Origin of the sequence: Roseateles aquatilis (assembly GCF_002205645.1) — a bacterium.
Classification (GTDB): Bacteria; Pseudomonadota; Gammaproteobacteria; order Burkholderiales; family Burkholderiaceae_C; genus Roseateles; species Roseateles aquatilis.
On record NZ_NIOF01000001.1, the window covers coordinates 1,159,592 to 1,176,199 of the forward strand.

Sequence of the window (16,608 nt, forward strand, 5' to 3'; positions counted from 1 at the left end):
GTCATCCGGCATCATGGGCAGCATTGTCAGGGAGTCCTTGCGGGGCCAGCGCGGACAGCGGCATGCGGATCTCCACCGCCGCGCCGCCGCCCTCCTCCGCCAGGCGATTGCGGGCGTGCAGGCGCCCGCCCAGCGAGCGCACCACGTTCAGGGCCAGGAACAGCCCCAGCCCGCCGCCCGCGCGCCCCTTGCTCGATTGATAGGGTTTGCCGAAGCGCTCCAGCATCTCCGGCAGGAAGCCGTCGCCGCGGTCTTCCACGCACAGCACCAGCTCGCCGTCGTCGGCGAACGCACGCAGCGACACCGGCTGACCCGGCGCGGCCTCCAGCGCGTTGTCGAGGATGTTGTCGATCATCTGCTTCAGGCCGACATCCGAGACGATGCGCACGCGCGGCAGCTCCGGATCGACGCGGTAGTCCAGGCCGTGATGCGCCCGCGTGCCGCGCCAGTGCTCGACGAGATCGTCCAGGAAGGCCTGCAGCGTGGTCACCACCGGCGACTCGCCGCGCAGCTCGCCGGCCGACATCAGGATGCCGCTGACGATCGCCTTGCAGCGGCGCAGCTGGACCTGCATCTCCTCGATCTCCTCGCGCAGCTCCGGGTCGCCGGCGAAGGGCGCCATGCGCGACCAGTCGCCCAGGATCACCGACAGCGTCGCCAGCGGCGTGCCCAGCTCATGCGCCGCGCCGGAGGCGAGCAGGCCCATGCGGACGATGTGCTCCTCCTCCGCCGCGCGCTGGCGCAGGTCGGCCAGGCGTGCGTCGCGCTGGCGCAGGTTGCGGCCGATGCGCTGGATGAAGATCACCAGCAGCCCGGCGTTGATCGCGAAGCAGATCAGCAGGCCGCCGATGTAATGCGGCGGCAGCGACAGCCCAGCCAGGTCCGGCAGTTGCAGCGGCAGGTGCCACTGCGTCAGCGCGGTGAAGCAGCCGCCCGTCAGCGCCACCATGAACCAGATGTAGCGCGACGGCAGCAGCACCGCCCCCACCGCGATCTGCAGCAGGAACAGGAAGATGAAGGGATTGGTGACGCCGCCGCTGTAGTACAGCTGGCCGCTGAGCACCGCCACGTCCACCAGCAGGCCGGCGAAGAGCTCGGCGTTGCGCACGCTCGGCGTCCAGCGGGTGCGCAGCCAGCAGGCGACGTTGAACAGCGCCAGCACCGCCAGCAGCGACAGCATCTCCGGCAGCGGCACCGCGATGTGCAGCGCGTAATGCACCGACAGCACCGTCGCGAGCTGCCCGACCGCCGCCAGCCAGCGCATCTGCACCAGCTGCAGCAGGTTGTTGCGCCCGGCCTCCAGCGCCTGACCCGGGCCCGGCGCCGTCAGCGCGGTGCCGCCGGCGTCGTCCAGGTAACGGCTGTCGTCGGGGTGGTCGTCGTCCGGATCGGCGGCGCTGAGCGGCATCGTCGCGACCTCAGTCCCGGCCGCGACGCCGCTCGACGCGCCACAGGTACACCGCGATGCCGGCCGTCATCGCCGCCATCGCGAACCAGGTCAGCGCGTACTGCAGGTGATGGTCGTTGAAGCGCACCACCGTCAGCCCGCCGCGCGGCCACGCGGTCTTGTCGTCGGCCGCCGAGGCATCGACGAAATACGGCGCGACCGGGCCCTCGACGATGGCCCGCGCCTTCGCGATCGCGGCCACGTCGCGCGAGTACCAGCGGTTCTCCGCCGGCACGTTCTCGCGCAGCACGCGGCCGCCCGGCTCGGTCAGGCGCAGCAGGCCGACGACGTCCACGTCGCCCTGCGCCTCCGACGCCGTCCGGGACACGCGGGTCTGGAACTCCGGCGGCACGAAGCCACGGTTCACCAGCACCCAGTCGCCCTGCGTCGTGCGCAGCGGCGTCAGCACCCAGTAGCCGGTGCCGAGCTCGGTGCTCGCGCCGACCAGCGTCTCGCGCGAATGGTCGAAGCGACCGATCAGCTCGACCCGCCGGTACTCGTCGTCGGCCTTGTTGACCGCGGCCCAGCGCGAGGCGTCGGGCGCCCGCACCGGCGCGGCGGCCAGGCGCTGGTCGACGCGCGCGATCAGGTCGCGCTTCCACGCCAGCCGCTCCAGTTGCCAGACACCCAGCGCGACGAAGCCCGCAAACGAAAGGGCCGCGCCCAGCAGCAGCGCCCAGAAGGCACCACCGCGGCGCGGCCGCAGGTCCTGCATGGCGTCGGCCATCAGGGCATGTTGCGCATGTCGTGGACCGGCATCATGTTGGCGTTCAGGTGGAACATGACCCAGATCGAGCCCGCCAGCATGATGACCACGACCGCGATCGTGAAGATCATCGACAGCATCGACCAGCCGCCCTCGACCTTCGAGTTCATGTGCAGGAAGTACACCATGTGCACCACCATCTGCACCGCCGCGAAGCCCAGCAGCACCAGGCCGGTGGTGCTGGACGACGGGATCACCTTGGCCATCACCAGCCAGAACGGGATCACGGTCAGGACGACCGCCAGGATGAAGCCGATCACGTAACCCTTGACGGTGGCGTGGTAGCCCACGTCCTCGTGGTCGTCGTGGCCATGGCCGTGGTCGTCATGGCCGTGGCCATGCGAATCGTGCTTGTGGTTGTGGTCGCTCACGGCAGCACTCCCATCAGATAAACGAAGGTGAAGACACCGATCCAGATCACGTCCAGGAAGTGCCAGAACATCGACAGGCAGATCAGGCGGCGCTTGTTTTCCTTGGTCAGGCCCAGCTTGGCCACCTGCACCATCAGCGTCACCAGCCAGATGCAGCCGAAGGTGACGTGCAGCCCGTGCGTACCCACCAGCGTGAAGAACGAGGACAGGAACGCGCTGCGCTGCGGACCGGCGCCCTCGTGGATCAGGTGCGCGAACTCGTAGATTTCAACGCCCAGGAAGCACAGGCCCAGGATGCCGGTCACCGCCAGCCAGCCCAGCACGCCGGCCTTGCGGCCCTTGAGCATCGCGATCATCGCGAAGCCGTAGGTGATGGAGGACAGCAGCAGGAAGCCGGTGTTGATCGCCACCAGCTGCAGGTCGAAGAGATCGGCGCCCGACGGACCGGCCGCGTAGCTGCGCCCCAGGACCGCGTACGTCGCGAACAGCGTCGCGAAGATCAGGCAGTCGCTCATCAGGTAGATCCAGAACCCGAGGAGCGTGCCGTGCTGCGGATGGTGGTCGCCGTTGTCGTAGAACACCGGCGTGCCGGTGTTGTTCGTCATGGTCGTTGCTTGCATGTTGGATATCGCTCGCTGCGGATTCAGGCCTTCGCCAGCACCTGGGTGCGGACGTCCTCCGTGCGGCTCACTTCATCCGCGGGGATGTAGTAGTCGCGCTTGTAGTTGAAGGTGTGGACGATCGCGACGATCACCGTCACCGCGAAGGCCACGCCGGCCACCAACCACATGTGCCAGATCAGCGCGAAACCGAACAGCGTCGACAGGCCCGCCAGGATCACGCCGGCGCCGGTGTTCTTCGGCATGTGGATCGCCTTGAAGTTGGCCACCGGGCGCTGATGGCCGCGGGTCTTCATGTCGTGCCAGGCGTCATGGTCGTGCACCACCGGCGTGAACGCGAAGTTGTACTGCGGCGGGGGCGACGAGGTCGACCACTCCAGCGTGCGGCCGCCCCACGGGTCGCCGGTCACGTCGCGCAGCTGGTCGCGCTTGAGGTAGCTCACCACCAGCTGGATCAGGAAGCAGCCGATGCCGGCGGCGATCAGCAGCGCGCCGAAGGCGGCGATCTGGAACCAGATCTGCAGCGACATGTCGTCGAAGTGGCTCATGCGGCGCGTCACGCCCATCAGGCCCAGCACGTACAGCGGCATGAAGGCCACGAAGAAGCCGATCTGCCAGAACCAGAACGAGCACTTGCCCCAGAACGGATCCAGCTTGTAGCCGAAGGCCTTGGGGAACCAGAAGGTGATGCCCGCCAGCAGGCCGAACAGCACGCCGCCGATGATCACGTTGTGGAAGTGGGCGATCAGGAACAGCGAGTTGTGCAGCACGAAGTCGGCCGGCGGCACCGCCAGCAGCACGCCCGTCATGCCGCCGATCACGAAGGTGATCATGAAGCCGATGGTCCAGTACATCGGGACCTCGAACTTGATGCGGCCGCGGTACATCGTGAACAGCCAGTTGAAGATCTTCGCCCCGGTCGGGATCGAGATGATCATCGTCGTGATGCCGAAGAACGAGTTGACGCTGGCGCCCGAGCCCATCGTGAAGAAGTGGTGCAGCCAGACGAGGTAGGACAGGATCGTGATCACGACCGTCGCGTAGACCATCGACGCGTAGCCGAACAGCTTCTTCTGGCTGAACGTGGACACCACTTCCGAGAAGATGCCGAAGGCCGGCAGCACCAGGATGTAGACCTCCGGGTGACCCCAGATCCAGATCAGGTTGACGTACATCATGGCGTTGCCGCCCAGGTCCGTCGTGAAGAAGTTGGTGCCGACGTAGCGGTCCATCGACAGCAGCGCCAGGGCCGCCGTCAGGATCGGGAACGAGGCCACGATCAGGATGTTCGAGCACAGCGAGGTCCACGTGAAGACCGGCATCTTCATCATGGTCATGCCCGGCGCGCGCATCTTGATGATGGTCGCGATCAGGTTGATGCCCGAGAGCGTGGTGCCCACCCCCGCGACCTGCAGCGACCAGATGTAGTAGTCGACCCCCACCCCCGGACTCGCCAGCAACCCCGACAGCGGCGGATACGCCAGCCAGCCGGTGCGCGCGAACTCGCCCACGAACAGCGAGAGCATGCACAGCACGGCGCCGCCGGTGGTCATCCAGAAGCTGAAGTTGTTCAGGAACGGGAAGGCCACGTCGCGCGCGCCGATCTGCAGCGGCACGACGTAGTTCATGAAGCCCGTGATCAGCGGCATCGCCACGAAGAAGATCATGATCACGCCGTGGGCGGTGAAGACCTGGTCGTAGTGATGCGGGGGCAGGAAGCCCATCTGGTCGCCGAAGGCGATGGCCTGCTGGGCGCGCATCATGACCGCGTCGGCGAAGCCGCGCAGCAGCATGACCAGGCCCAGCACGATGTACATGATGCCGATCTTCTTGTGGTCGATGCTGGTCACCCAGTCGCGCCAGAAGGGGCCCCACAGCTTGAACTTCGTCATCAGCGCGAGGACGAAGAGGCCGCCCAGGGCGACGGCCGCGAAGGTGCCGATCAGGATCGGCTCGTGATAAGGAATCGCCTCGAGGGTGAGGCGCCCGAAGATGAGCTTTTGAGCGTCAATCATCTTGGATCTCGGTGGTGCTTGCGATCGCGGCGCGGCTGGTCACAGCGTGCGCCGGGGATGCCAGTCAGTTACGGGTGGCCGAGGCCTGCCACTGCGAGGCGTACTGCCCGGCGTTGTCAGGCGTGCAAAGCGCGGCCACGAAGATCCGCTTCTGCTCGTTGCTCCAGGGCTTGCTGGCCAGGCCGTCGATGGCACCCTTGCCGCCGCCGCCAGCCGCGTCGATGGCCATCATCTGGCCCATGCACATCTTGCTGCCGTCGACGCAGCGGTTCACGACCGCGTCGAACAGACCCGGGGCCACGCTCGCGAAGCGGCGCACCGGCGCGCGCTCGGAGGGCTTCTCCAGGTCCAGGTAGAGCTCCTTGGTGAGCGCCACGCCGTCGGCCTTGTTGCGCTCGACCCAGGCGGCGAACTCGTCGTCGCTCAGGCCGTGGAACTTGAAGCGCATGTGCGAGAAGCCGTCGCCGCTGAAGTTGGCGGAGAAGCCGTCATACACGCCGGGCTTGTTGATCACCGCGTTGAGCTGGCTCTGCATGCCGGGCATCGCGTAGATCATGCCGGCCATCGCGGGCACGTAGAACGCGTTCATCACCGTCGACGAGCTGATCTTGAAGTGGATCGGGCGATCCACCGGCGCGGCCAGTTCGTTGACCGTCGCGATGCCTTGCTCCGGATAGATGAACAGCCACTTCCAGTCCAGCGCCACCACCTCGACCGTCATCGGCTGGACGCCGACGGGGATGGGGCGCTGCGCGTCCAGGCGCTCCAGCGGCCGGTACGGGTCCAGCTTGTGGGTGCTGATCCAGGTCATCGCGCCCAGCGCGATGATGATCAGCAGCGGCGCGCCCCAGATCACCAGTTCCAGCCGGGTCGAGTGGTCCCACTCCGGCGAGTAGGTCGCCTGGGTGTTGGCCGCGCGATAGCGGAACGCGAACACGAGCGTCAGGATGATCACCGGGACGATGATCAACAGCATCAGCAGCGTGGAGGCGACGATGAGTTGCGCCTGCTGGTTGGCGATGTCGCCCGAGGGCTTCATCACGACCAGGTTGCAGGCGGTCAGTGGCAACGCCAGCGACACGAGACCGAGACGGGTAAAGGTCCGGGCCAGGCTTGTTTTTAGAGATGCTTTGAGGTACATGGGACTTCAGCAAACCAGCAAGGCGTAGTTCACGCGGGACCCCCTTCAAGCCTTCCGGCTCCTGTGTCGCGACCCCCTTGGGGGTTTCCTCCGGAGGGAAAGCGATAAAGGGGAAAACGACACTTGTCGACCGTTGCACGCCGGGCGCAGATTTTGCCCGATAGACTCAAAACCACTATTGGACATTTTGTCCCAGGTAGGAGACGTATGAACAGCAGCACCCTTTCGACATCCGGGACAGTCGGGCAGCCCCTCTCCACCGTCGGTCAGCCGTTGCCGCGCGGCAGCGGCGTGGCCACGCAGGAAGAGCAGGACGCGATCGCCCCGGGCGACATCGCGGTGGGCGTGGTGATCGGGCGCGCCTCCGAGTACTTCGACTTCTTCGTCTACGGCATCGCCTCGGTGCTGGTCTTCCCGTCGATCTTCTTCCCGCACCTGGACCGGCTGGAGGGTACCTTGTGGGCCTTCGCGCTGCTGGCATTGGCCTTTGTCGTCCGACCGATCGGTACCCTGGCGGGCATGGAGATCCAGCGGCGCTTCGGCCGCAGCGTGAAGCTGACGGTGGCGCTGTTCCTGCTGGGCGTGTCGACCTGCACGATCGCGGTGCTGCCCGGTTACAACACCTGGGGCGGTGCGGCCATCGCCCTGCTGGCGCTGTGCCGGATCGGGCAAGGCCTGGCACTGGGCGGGTCCTGGGACGGCCTGCCGTCGCTGCTGGCGCTGAACGCGCCCGAGGGCAGGCGCGGCTGGTACGCGATGCTGGGGCAGCTCGGCGCGCCGATCGGCTTCCTGATCGCCAGCGCGCTGTTCGCCTACCTGTGGGCCAGCCTGGCCACCGTCGACTTCCTGAGCTGGGGCTGGCGTTATCCGTTCTTCGCGGCGTTCGCGATCAACGTGGTGGCGCTGTTCGCGCGGCTGCGCCTGGTCGTGACCCACGAGTACGAGAAGAACCTGGAGGAGCATGAGCTCGACCCCAGCGACACCCGCGAGCTCTTCGCGCTCCAAGGTCACAACGTGTTCATCGGCGCGTTCGCGGCGCTGGCCAGCTACGCCCTCTTCCACATCGTCACGGTGTTCCCGCTGTCGTGGGTGATGCTGTACGGGGACCAGGGCGTGGGCCAGTTCCTGTCGGTGCAGATCGCGGGCGCGCTGCTGGCGGCGGCGGCGATGCCGATCTCCGGGATGATCGCGGACCGCATCGGCCGGCGCAGCACGCTGGGCATGCTGGCGACGACGATCGGCATCTTCAGCCTGTTCACCCCCATCCTGCTGGACAGCGGCAGCATGGGCCAGAACATCTTCATCCTGGTCGGCTTCGTCCTGCTGGGCCTGTCCTACGGCCAGTCGTCGGGCGCGGTGACGTCCAACTTCCTGCCGCGCTTCCGCTACACCGGCGCGGCGCTGACCTCGGACCTGGCCTGGCTGATCGGCGCCGCCTTCGCGCCGCTGGTGGCGTTGGGGCTCTCGGCCCACTTCGGCCTGTGGGCGGTGACCGTGTACCTGCTGTCGGGCTGCGCCTGCACGCTGGTGGCGCTGCGCACCAACCGCATGCTCTCCATGAAAGACAAAGACTGACGGGCGGCGCGGCCCGGATTGCCGGCTGCGCGGGTCGATCTCGCGCCTGCGGTGCTCGCCGCACGGGCGTACGGCTCCGCGCCTCGGTGCAAGCCCGGTCCCGCTCGCTTCGGCAATCCGATACCGCGCCAGCGGCGTTGACCGCTCAAGACATCAACCTGCACGGCCGATCGGGAGATCGGCCGTTTCGTTTTGGCGCACGGTGGACGGGAGCGGTCGGCGAGCGTGGCAATAACCCCACTAAATTAGATAGCAAGCTACCTATTTAGAATCGCGGGCATGACTGAATCCGTCGACAAGCCCGCCCGTGGGCTGACGCGCAGCGCGCGCGAGATCGCCTTGATGACCATCGGCGTGACGCTGCCGGTGCTGGAGCGGGCGTACCGCGCCCGCGCGAACCTGGCGATGGCGCACCTGGGCATCTCGCAGGCGCTGGCCTGGCCGCTGGTGATGATCGGCCGCCAGGGCGACGGGCTGCGCCAGGGCGAGCTGGCGGCGCTGCTGGCCATCGAGGGCCCGTCGCTGACGCGATCGCTGGACCAGTTGATCACCGGCGGCTTCATCGAGCGCAACGAGGATCCCGACGATCGCCGCGCCAAGACGCTGCACCTGACGGCCCTGGGCGCGGACGTCTGCGAGCAGATCGAGGACACCCTGCGCGATCTGCGCAACGAGCTCTACCAGGGCATCCCCGACACGGACATCCAGGCCGCGCTGCGCGTCTTCGCCACGCTGGCCGAGCGCGTCGGCGCGCCCAAGCCGATCGTGCCGCCGCGGCGCCGATAGGACCGCCTTCCTCGGTACGACGCCTGCCATGAAGTTCCCCAGCCTCCCCCGCCTGCCCGCCGCGATGCCCGCGCTCACCGCGCGGTGGTCATGGCCCGCGTTGCCGGCCCTGCCGGCGTTCCTGCGCCCCGGCTTCACCCGCGCCGAATGGCTCTTCTCGGTCAAGGCCTTCGCCGCCGCGATGCTGGCCGTCTTCCTGGCCAGCTGGGCCGGGCAACCGCGACCGTTCTGGGCGCTGATGACAGCCTACATCGTCGCCCACCCGATGGCCGGGGCGGTGCGCTCCAAGGGCCTGTTCCGTTTCGTCGGCACGCTGATCGGCAGTGCCGCGGCGGTGCTGATGGTGCCGCGCTTCGCCAACGCGCCGGAACTGCTGAGCCTGGCGCTCGCGCTGTGGGTCGCGGGTTGCCTGTGCCTGTCGCTGCGCGACCGCACGCCGCGCGCCTATGCCTTCATGCTGGCCGGCTACACCGCCGCGTTGATCGGCTTCCCGGCCGTGGACACGCCGTTGGGCATCTTCGACACCGCCGTGGCGCGCGTCGAGGAGATCGGCCTGGGCATCCTCTCGGCCACGCTGGTGCACAGCCTGGTGCTGCCCAACAGCCTGGCCGCGTCGGTGCTGGGCCTGCTGGACCGCACGCTGGCCGACACGCGCGCCTGGCTGACCGACATCGCCGCGCGCCGCGACGGCGGCGCCGATCGTCGCCGCGTCGCTGGCGACATCACCCAGTTGCGCCTGCTGTCCATCCACATCCCCTTCGACACCAGCCACCTGCGCTGGACCGCCGACGCGGTGCACGCGATGCAGGACCGCGTGGCCGCGCTCACGCCGCTGCTGGCGGGCGTCGAGGATCGGCTGCGGGCGCTGGAGGCGCACGGCGGGATTCCGGACGACGTGCGCGCGCTGCTGGCCCGCTTCGGGCCCTGGCTGAGCCTGCCGGCGGACCAGGCGCAGGCGGCGCTGCCGGAACTGCGCGCCGAGGTCGCATCCCTGACCGGCGAGGCGCGCCGCCGGCAGCTCGCGGACGACCCTTGGGCCCGGCTGCTGCGTGTGGCGCTGGCCGAGCGTCTGGACGAGTTGCTCGACGGCTGGCTGCACTGCGTGCACCTGCGCGCCGACATCGACCAGGGCCTGGGCGGCGCGCCGATGACCGCCCGGCCGGCGCCCGTGCTCAGCGGCCCCAAGCTGCATCGGGACATGGGCATGGCGCTGTGGTCCGGCGCGGCCGCGCTGATCGCGATCCTGGTGTGCTGCGCGTTCTGGATCGTCACGGGCTGGCCGATGGGATCGGCGGCCGCGATGATGGCCGCGATCTTCTGCTGCTTCTTCGCGGCGATGGACGACCCGGTGCCGGCCATCAACGGCTTCCTGACCTGGACGGTCTGGTCCATGCCGGTCGGCGCGCTCTACGTGCTGGTGCTGCTGCCCCTGGTGCGGGACATGTGGACGCTGATGGCCGTCTGCGCGCCAGTGTTCCTGATCCTGGGCGCCTATGTCGGCCGGCCGTCGACAGTGGGCGCGGCGCTGCCCTTCCTGTTCGGTGTGATGGGCACGCTGGCGATGCACGACACCGCGCAGGCGGACCTGACGAGCTTCCTGAACTCGATGCTGGGGCAACTCGCCGGCGTCTTCGTCGCGGCGCGGGTGACGCGCCTGATGCGCTCGGTCGGAGCGGACTGGAGCGCCCGGCGCATCCAGCGCGCGACCTGGCGCGAGCTGATCGACCTGGCGCGCCTGCCCCGGTCCGCGAGCCGCGGTCAGGCCTACCTGCTGCGCATGCTGGACCGCATCTCGCTGCTGGCGCCGCGCGTGGCGCAGTCCGGCGGCGCGGTGCCGGGCGTGCCGACCGACGACGCGCTGCACGACCTGCGCGTCGGCGCGGACCTGGTCGCCCTGCAGGGCGTGCGCGCACGGCTGCCGGCGGTGCCGCTGCGGCCGCTGCTCGATGAACTCGCCGCCTGGCTGCGCCGCCGCATCGACGGCCGCCTGGACGCGCCGCCGGCCGCCTTGCTGGCGCGGCTGGACGACGCGCTGAACCGGCTCGTCGCCGCTTACCCGCCGCTGGCGCCGCTGCCGCCCGAGGCGCGTCCCGCCGCCAGCGCGCTGCTGGGCCTGCGTCGCAATCTGTTCCCGGATGCGCTCTCGGCGCGATTGTTCATCGCGGCCGATTCGTCCGATGACGACATGCATCCTGGCCACGTCGGCACCGTCGACGCCAGCGATGGCGATGGCGATGGCGATGGCGATGGCAATGGCAATGGCAATGGCGACGGCGACGACGGCACTGGCACTGGCGACGGCAATCACGTCCGCGCCGCTCCCTCCGAGGGCGGCGCGCCCCCTTTCTCTCTCAACGCGGAGACCCGGGCATGACCGGCGCACTGGATTTCTTCGGGCTGTACCTGCCCTGGCTGATGCCGCTGGCCGGCGCCGCGCTGCTGGCGCTGGCGCTGGTGCGGCGCCTGCTGGCGTGGGCCGGCGCCTACCGCTGGATCTGGCACCCGGCGCTGTTCGACATGGCCATGTATGTGCTGCTGCTGTGGACGCTGAGCGCCGTGTCTCCAATGATTTTTCTCTCCAGGACCTGACGACATGATGTCCTCCGCCTCCCCCTTCACCTGGCGCCGCGCGGCGTCGATCCTGGTGACGCTGCTCGCGGTCGCCGCCGCCCTGTGGGCGGCGCTGCGCCTGTGGGACCGCTACGAGCTCCAGCCCTGGACCCGTGACGGCCGCGTGCGCGCCAACGTCGTGCAGATCGCACCGGACGTCTCCGGCCTGGTCACCGCGGTGCCGGTGCAGGACAACCAGCAGGTCGCCGCCGGAGCGCTGCTGTTCGAGGTCGACCGCGCCCGCTACGAGCTCACGCTGCGCCAGGCGCAGGCCCAGCTGTCGGCCCAGAAGGTCGCGCTGGCGCAGGCGCTGCGCGAGGCCGACCGCAACAGCGGCCTGGGCAGCCTGGTCTCGCAGGAAGCCCGCGAGCAGACCTGCAGCCGCGCCGACCAGGCCCGCGCCGCCGTCGCGCAGGCGGAGGTCGCCGTCGACTCGGCCAGGCTGAACCTGGCGCGCGCCGAGATCCGCGCGCCGTCGTCCGGCACCATCACCAACTTCGACCTGCGCCAGGGCGCCTACGCCACCGCCGGCCATCCGGTGCTGGCGCTGGTGGACGCGCAGTCGCTCTACGTCGAGGGCTATTTCGAGGAAACCAAGCTGCCCCGCATCCACGTCGGCGATCCGGTCGAGATCCAGCCGATGGGCGCGAGCCACGCCTTGCGCGGCCACGTCGAGAGCTTCTCCGCCGGCATCGCCGACCGCGACCGCAGCACCAGCGCCAACCTGCTGCCGAGCGTGAATCCCAGCTTCAACTGGGTCCGGCTGCCGCAGCGCGTGCCGGTGCGGGTCAAGCTGGATCCGCTGCCGCCCGGCGAGCGGCTGGTGGCCGGACAGACGGTGACGGTGCAGGTGCTCCCGGCATCGACGACGGCAACGGCCCAGACAACGGCGACCGCCGCGCCCGCCAAGACGCAGGCCGAGGCGCCCGTCGCATCAGCGCCGCGACACGCGCAGCAGACGCCGTCGGCGAAGCGGGGTTGAGGCCATGACATCGCGCCGCCCTGCCCTCATGCGCGCCGATCGACGCGGTCCGTCCCTCGCGCTCGTCACCGTAGCCGCGGCCCTGGCCGCGTTCCTGGCCGGATGCTCGACCGCGCCCAAGGGTCCGAACTATCAGGTGCCCGAGGACGCCGTCGCGCTGAAGCCGCGCGCCGCCCAGTCCTTCGCCGAGCAGCAGCGCGCCGCCAGCGATGCCGGCGCCGACGCGCCCGCCGCGCCCTTCAACGCCGAGCCGCTGCCGCCGCACTGGTGGCGGCTGTTCCAGGACTCGCGCCTGGACGCGTTGATCGAGAAGGCGCTGATCCACAACACCGACCTGCGCCAGGCGGCCGCGAACCTCGAACGGGTCCAGGCCCTCGAGTCCGAGGTCGCGGGCGGCGAGAAGCCGTCCGTCAGCGTCAACGGCGGCCCCAGCTACGGCCACCCGTCCGGCCTGTCGATGCTGAAGAAGGACTACGTGCCGCCGGACACCTACCGGTACAGCGCCGGCGTGGGGCTGTCCTATCAACTGGACCTGTTCGGCCAGATCCGCCGCGCGATCGAGTCCTCGCACGCCAGCACCGAGGCCGCCGCCGCGGCGCTCGACCTGGTGAAGGTCACCGTCGCCGCCGGCACCACGCGCGCCTATGCCGAGGCCTGCGCGACGGGTCAGCGGCTCGATGCCGCCAGGCAGTCGGTCGAGCTGCAGCGCCAGGCGCTCGGCCTGACGGAGCAGCTGCAGCGCGCCGGCCGCGTCGGCGAGATCGATGCCGCCCGAGCCCGCAGCCAGCTGGGGCAATTGCAGGCCGCGTTGCCGCCGCTGCTGGCGCAGCGCCAATCGGCGCTGTACCGGCTCGCGACGCTGACCGGCGACCTGCCCGAGGACTTCCCGCGCGAGCTGGCCGAATGCCATGTCGCGCCGCGCGTGGCCGGCGCGATTCCGGTGGGCGATGGCGCGGCGCTGCTGCGTCGCCGCCCCGACATCCGCCAGGCCGAGCGCGAGCTGCACGCCGCGACCGCGCGCATCGGCGTGGCGATCGCGGACCGCTATCCGAAGATCTCGCTGGGGCTGTCGGCGGGGTCCGCGGGCACGCTGGCGGGCTTCGGGCGCAGCGACACGCTGAGCTGGAGCCTGGGCCCGCTGATCTCGTGGACGCTGCCCAACAACGGCGTCGCCGATGCCCGCATCGCGCAGGCGCAAGCCGGCACCCGCCAGGCCGCCGCGCGCTTCGACGGCGTCGTGCTGAACGCGCTGCGCGAGACGGAGACGGCGCTCAACCAGTACGCCCGCGAGCTGGATCGCCGCGCGGCGCTGCAGTCCTCGCGCGACGAGGCGTCCATCGTGGCCGGCCAGGCGCGGCGCCTGTACCAGGGCGGCAAGGTCGGCTACCTGGACGCGCTGGACGCCGAACGCGCGCTGGCGACGAGCGACGCCGCGCTGGCCGCCTCGGAGGCCGCATTGATCGACGAGCAGGTGCAGCTGTTCCTGGCGCTCGGCGGCGGCTGGGAGCCGGTCGCCCCGCCGGTGGCGAACGCGGGACGCTGAGCTGGCATGTGCCGTCGGGTCGCGCGGCACGGCACGGCGCGTTGTGACAGGCCGCGGCCGGCCCCTGCGCCAGGCAACGCCCGGCGATGCGACGCACCAAGGACAACGACCCCTCGCGGGGCCGTTGCTTCTTCTGCTGGTGGTTCTCCCGCCGGTGACGGATCACCGGCCGCCGGGCGGACCGGGATCAAGCCCGATCGCGCCCGGCGCTCCTCTCGTCGTCAGGGGTAGCTGATCGTCAGCTTGTAGCTGGCGGTCGCGCTGGAGCCGCTGTACGACTGGACCTTGATGTACACGGTCTGCGGCGTGGCGCCGTTCTGGTACGTCAGCGACTCGGTGCTGCCGGCGGCTTCCGAGCGGGCCAGGCCGGCGCCGTTGGACTTCACCAGGTAGAGGTCGTAGTCGATGTTGGCATCGGTCGGACCGGTCATGTCGACGCGCAGGCGCTGGTTGGCGGCCAGGTCGACCTTGAAGAAGTCCTTGTCGCTGTCGGTGCTGATGAAGCCCGTGATCGAGGTCCGGTCGCCGATGGCGTTGGCGGTCGAGATCGCGTTGTTGGGCTCCACCTCGTCGGCGGCGTTGACGACGTTGTTGACGGTGAAGGTCACCGGCTGCGACGTCGCGGTGTTGCCGGCCGCGTCATAGGCCTTGGCGACCATGATGTGGCTGCCGTTGGCCAGTTGGACCGAGTTGACGCTCAGCGTGTACGGCGCGGTCGCGACGATGTCCTTCAGCACGCCGTCCAGCCAGAACTCCACCTTGGTCACGCCGACGTTGTCGCTGGCGTTGGCCGAGAAGGTGATGTTGCCGCTGGTGCCGGAGACGGCCGCGGTGACGGTCGGCGGCACGGTGTCGCCGCCGCTGACGCCCTGGTTGACCCAGATCGGCGCGGACCACAGCACCTTGCCGTCGTCCTGCGTGACCTTGGCGTAGTAGAAGTGCTTGCCGTTGGCCGGCGTGATCGTGGCCGTCGGGCTGGTGCCCAGCAGCGTGACCGTGCCGTTGCGGCCCGGCACGCCTTCCCAGATCTCCGTCGCCACCACGGTGCGGCCGTTGGTGTTGTAGAAGCCGACGTTCATGGACAGCGCGCCGGCGTTGTCGAAGCGCTCGCCCATGATCTTGCCGTTGGCGCTGAAGATCAGTTGCGAGTTCTTGTCCATCGTCGCGAAGACGCGGCGCGCCTTCAGCGCGTCGACCATCGCGGCCTTGCTCAGGGGCGTGCCGGTGGGGATCAGGACGCCGGTGCGGTTGGTGTAGGACGCACCCCAGTTGGCGCAGTGGTTGTCCTGGTTGGTGGCCGGGGCGACGTGGAAGCCGCGCTCCAGCAGCTTCTTCCAGGAGCCTTCGTACGAGCTGCGCGAGGACTCGGTCTCGGTCGTGTTGGACGAGAACGCGGAGGTGTTCATCACCTCGGACATCACCATCACCTCGTCGCCGTCGGCGCTGTAGGCCATGTCGGTGCCGTTGATGATGAACTGGCCGCTGCTGTCCGGATGGTTGAACTGGCCGATCAGGCCCTGTGCGCGCATCACCGAGTACAGCGTCGCGTAGTCGCTCTTGGCGATGTAGCGATCACCGAAGAGCTCGTTCTGCGCGTTGTATTCCCACGAGAACAGCTCGTTGCTGTTGAAGATGTTCAGGTGGCCGCCGTTGCTGATGACGCCCCACTCCATGCCGTAGACGGCCAGGAAGCCGGGGTTGGCCGCGCTGAAGTCCGACGCGATCTGCAGGCCGCGCTGGTAGCGGGCCTTGGCCGCGGTGGCGCTGCCGCTGGTGTTGGTGCCGGACGAGCCGTCGAAGTAGTGGTTGTGGTCGGTGTTGGCGAAGATGTCCAGGCCCGCGTTCTTCGCGTACGGGAAGGCCGCGTCGGGGCCGTAGGCACCGCTTTGCGCCGGCTGGGACGAGTTGCAGCTGCCGATGGCGCCGCCGCCGTCCGAGTCGTTGGTCTGGCCGTGGAAGCTGCCGTAGTAGACGGTGTAGGGCCAGGCACCCGCGCCGGCCGAGGCGGACTGCGCGCGCACGCGCTGGTCGGCCTCGCCGGACGCGCCCATCGCCAGCGGGCGCAGCGTGCCCATGGTGATCTTGGCGGGCTTGCCGATGGCGAAGTTCCAGCTCTGCTCGACGGCGTGGCCGCGGCTGTCGTCGGCGGTCTGCGCGGCCAGGAGTTCGTCGAACTGGGCGTCCGTGCCCGAGCCCTTCAGCACGGTCGAGGCCGAGGCGGTCACGGCGACCAGGGTCGCGGTGTAGACGCCGTCCGCCAGGCCGCTGTCGCCGCGGCCGGCCCAGCTCAGGGGCACGCTCTTCACGTCGCCGGCGTACTTCTCGACGCCGGTCCAGCGCTTGAGCAGGGCGCCGCTCGGGCTGCGCAGCTCGACGCGGTAGGCCAGCAGCGTGCCGGCGGGCGCGCCGACGTAGTCCATGTGGACGGTGAAGTTGCGGGCGCCGGTGGTCTCGGCGCCGTTGAACGGCACGTCCAGGGCGGCGTCGAATTCGTGGTGGTCCGGGTACTTGGCGGACGGGTCGGCGGCCAGCGCGCCGGCGCGCTCGTCGGCGGCGGTCTGTTGCGACTGGGCCTTGTTATCGCCGGAGAGGCCGCCGCCGCAGGCGGACAGCACCACGACCATGGCGCTCAGCGTGGTGACGCGCAGCACGGCGCCGCCGGTGAGCGGGAAGAGGGAGCGGAAGGGGCTCATGAGAGGCTCGCTTTGGCGCGCGGGGCGCGCCGGTGGAATCGGGGGGCGGAGACGCCGTG

Annotated in this window: 13 protein-coding genes; 6 read left to right on the forward strand and 7 right to left on the reverse strand. The window is 69.5% G+C overall.

From position 1 onward, the window contains the following. Window position 1: 1 nt before the first annotated feature. The 6 genes from CDN99_RS04965 to cyoA form a co-directional block, all read right to left on the reverse strand. A complete protein-coding gene (locus tag CDN99_RS04965) occupies window positions 2-1,408 on the reverse strand; it encodes an ATP-binding protein (protein ID WP_088383061.1) in 1,407 nt (468 codons plus the stop codon). A 10-nt stretch (window positions 1,409-1,418) separates the two neighbouring features. Then, window positions 1,419-2,174, reverse strand: a complete 756-nt coding sequence (locus CDN99_RS04970) for an SURF1 family protein (protein WP_088383063.1) — start codon at window positions 2,172-2,174, stop codon at window positions 1,419-1,421. Continuing rightward, window positions 2,174-2,584, reverse strand: coding sequence for a cytochrome o ubiquinol oxidase subunit IV (gene cyoD / locus CDN99_RS04975; RefSeq protein WP_088383065.1), 411 nt, complete (start codon window positions 2,582-2,584; stop codon window positions 2,174-2,176). The genes CDN99_RS04970 and cyoD overlap by 1 nt, the downstream gene beginning before the upstream one ends. Then, window positions 2,581-3,189 (reverse strand): cytochrome o ubiquinol oxidase subunit III, encoded by a 609-nt coding sequence (cyoC, locus tag CDN99_RS04980; protein ID WP_238139387.1) that lies wholly within the window; start codon window positions 3,187-3,189, stop codon window positions 2,581-2,583. Before cyoC ends, cyoD begins: the two co-directional genes overlap by 4 nt. A gap of 38 nt (window positions 3,190-3,227) precedes the next feature. Further along, window positions 3,228-5,219 carry a cytochrome o ubiquinol oxidase subunit I gene (gene cyoB, locus CDN99_RS04985; RefSeq protein ID WP_088383069.1) on the reverse strand — a complete coding sequence of 664 codons (1,992 nt, stop codon included), beginning with the start codon at window positions 5,217-5,219 and terminating at the stop codon, window positions 3,228-3,230. Window positions 5,220-5,283: 64 nt separating this feature from the next. Beyond that, complete coding sequence (gene cyoA, locus CDN99_RS04990; RefSeq protein ID WP_088383071.1) at window positions 5,284-6,360, reverse strand: ubiquinol oxidase subunit II; 1,077 nt, start codon at window positions 6,358-6,360, stop codon at window positions 5,284-5,286. A 207-nt stretch (window positions 6,361-6,567) separates the two neighbouring features. On the opposite strand from cyoA, the gene CDN99_RS04995 reads away from it, so the two are divergent. From CDN99_RS04995 to CDN99_RS05020, 6 genes are all read left to right on the forward strand, one after another. Continuing rightward, complete coding sequence (locus CDN99_RS04995) at window positions 6,568-7,935, forward strand: MFS transporter (RefSeq protein ID WP_088383073.1); 1,368 nt, start codon at window positions 6,568-6,570, stop codon at window positions 7,933-7,935. Between the two features lie 279 nt (window positions 7,936-8,214). Then, window positions 8,215-8,721: a MarR family winged helix-turn-helix transcriptional regulator gene (locus CDN99_RS05000; RefSeq protein WP_238139359.1), complete on the forward strand. Its 507-nt coding sequence runs from the start codon at window positions 8,215-8,217 to the stop codon at window positions 8,719-8,721. A gap of 64 nt (window positions 8,722-8,785) precedes the next feature. Then, entirely contained in the window at window positions 8,786-11,095 is a 2,310-nt protein-coding gene (locus CDN99_RS05005; RefSeq protein WP_375134416.1) for an FUSC family protein, read from the forward strand. Further along, window positions 11,092-11,310 carry a DUF1656 domain-containing protein gene (locus CDN99_RS05010; protein WP_088383075.1) on the forward strand — a complete coding sequence of 73 codons (219 nt, stop codon included), beginning with the start codon at window positions 11,092-11,094 and terminating at the stop codon, window positions 11,308-11,310. Before CDN99_RS05005 ends, CDN99_RS05010 begins: the two co-directional genes overlap by 4 nt. Before the next feature lie 4 nt (window positions 11,311-11,314). Beyond that, complete coding sequence (locus CDN99_RS05015) at window positions 11,315-12,313, forward strand: efflux RND transporter periplasmic adaptor subunit (protein WP_375134411.1); 999 nt, start codon at window positions 11,315-11,317, stop codon at window positions 12,311-12,313. 28 nt (window positions 12,314-12,341) lie between these two features. Continuing rightward, the gene (locus CDN99_RS05020) at window positions 12,342-13,856 is read left to right on the forward strand and encodes an efflux transporter outer membrane subunit (protein WP_088383077.1); all 1,515 of its coding nucleotides are present in this window, start codon (window positions 12,342-12,344) and stop codon (window positions 13,854-13,856) included. Between the two features lie 221 nt (window positions 13,857-14,077). Here the strand turns inward: CDN99_RS05020 and CDN99_RS28075 are convergent, their stop codons facing one another. After that, window positions 14,078-16,549: a CehA/McbA family metallohydrolase gene (locus tag CDN99_RS28075; RefSeq protein ID WP_141100638.1), complete on the reverse strand. Its 2,472-nt coding sequence runs from the start codon at window positions 16,547-16,549 to the stop codon at window positions 14,078-14,080. Between the last annotated feature and the right edge of the window lie 59 nt (window positions 16,550-16,608).

Excerpts from the sequence above, each read along its gene's own strand:
- CDN99_RS04965 (WP_088383061.1), bottom strand. The coding sequence starts at position 1,408 with ATGCCGCTCAGCGCCGCCGATCCGGACGACGACCACCCCGACGACAGC.
- CDN99_RS04970 (WP_088383063.1), bottom strand. The coding sequence starts at position 2,174 with ATGGCCGACGCCATGCAGGACCTGCGGCCGCGCCGCGGTGGTGCCTTC.
- cyoC (WP_238139387.1), bottom strand. The coding sequence starts at position 3,189 with ATGACGAACAACACCGGCACGCCGGTGTTCTACGACAACGGCGACCAC.
- cyoB (WP_088383069.1), bottom strand. The coding sequence starts at position 5,219 with ATGATTGACGCTCAAAAGCTCATCTTCGGGCGCCTCACCCTCGAGGCG.
- cyoA (WP_088383071.1), bottom strand. The coding sequence starts at position 6,360 with ATGTACCTCAAAGCATCTCTAAAAACAAGCCTGGCCCGGACCTTTACC.
- CDN99_RS04995 (WP_088383073.1), top strand. The coding sequence starts at position 6,568 with ATGAACAGCAGCACCCTTTCGACATCCGGGACAGTCGGGCAGCCCCTC.
- CDN99_RS05000 (WP_238139359.1), top strand. The coding sequence starts at position 8,215 with ATGACTGAATCCGTCGACAAGCCCGCCCGTGGGCTGACGCGCAGCGCG.
- CDN99_RS05005 (WP_375134416.1), top strand. The coding sequence starts at position 8,786 with ATGCCCGCGCTCACCGCGCGGTGGTCATGGCCCGCGTTGCCGGCCCTG.
- CDN99_RS05010 (WP_088383075.1), top strand. The coding sequence starts at position 11,092 with ATGACCGGCGCACTGGATTTCTTCGGGCTGTACCTGCCCTGGCTGATG.
- CDN99_RS05015 (WP_375134411.1), top strand. The coding sequence starts at position 11,315 with ATGATGTCCTCCGCCTCCCCCTTCACCTGGCGCCGCGCGGCGTCGATC.
- CDN99_RS05020 (WP_088383077.1), top strand. The coding sequence starts at position 12,342 with ATGCGCGCCGATCGACGCGGTCCGTCCCTCGCGCTCGTCACCGTAGCC.
- CDN99_RS28075 (WP_141100638.1), bottom strand. The coding sequence starts at position 16,549 with ATGAGCCCCTTCCGCTCCCTCTTCCCGCTCACCGGCGGCGCCGTGCTG.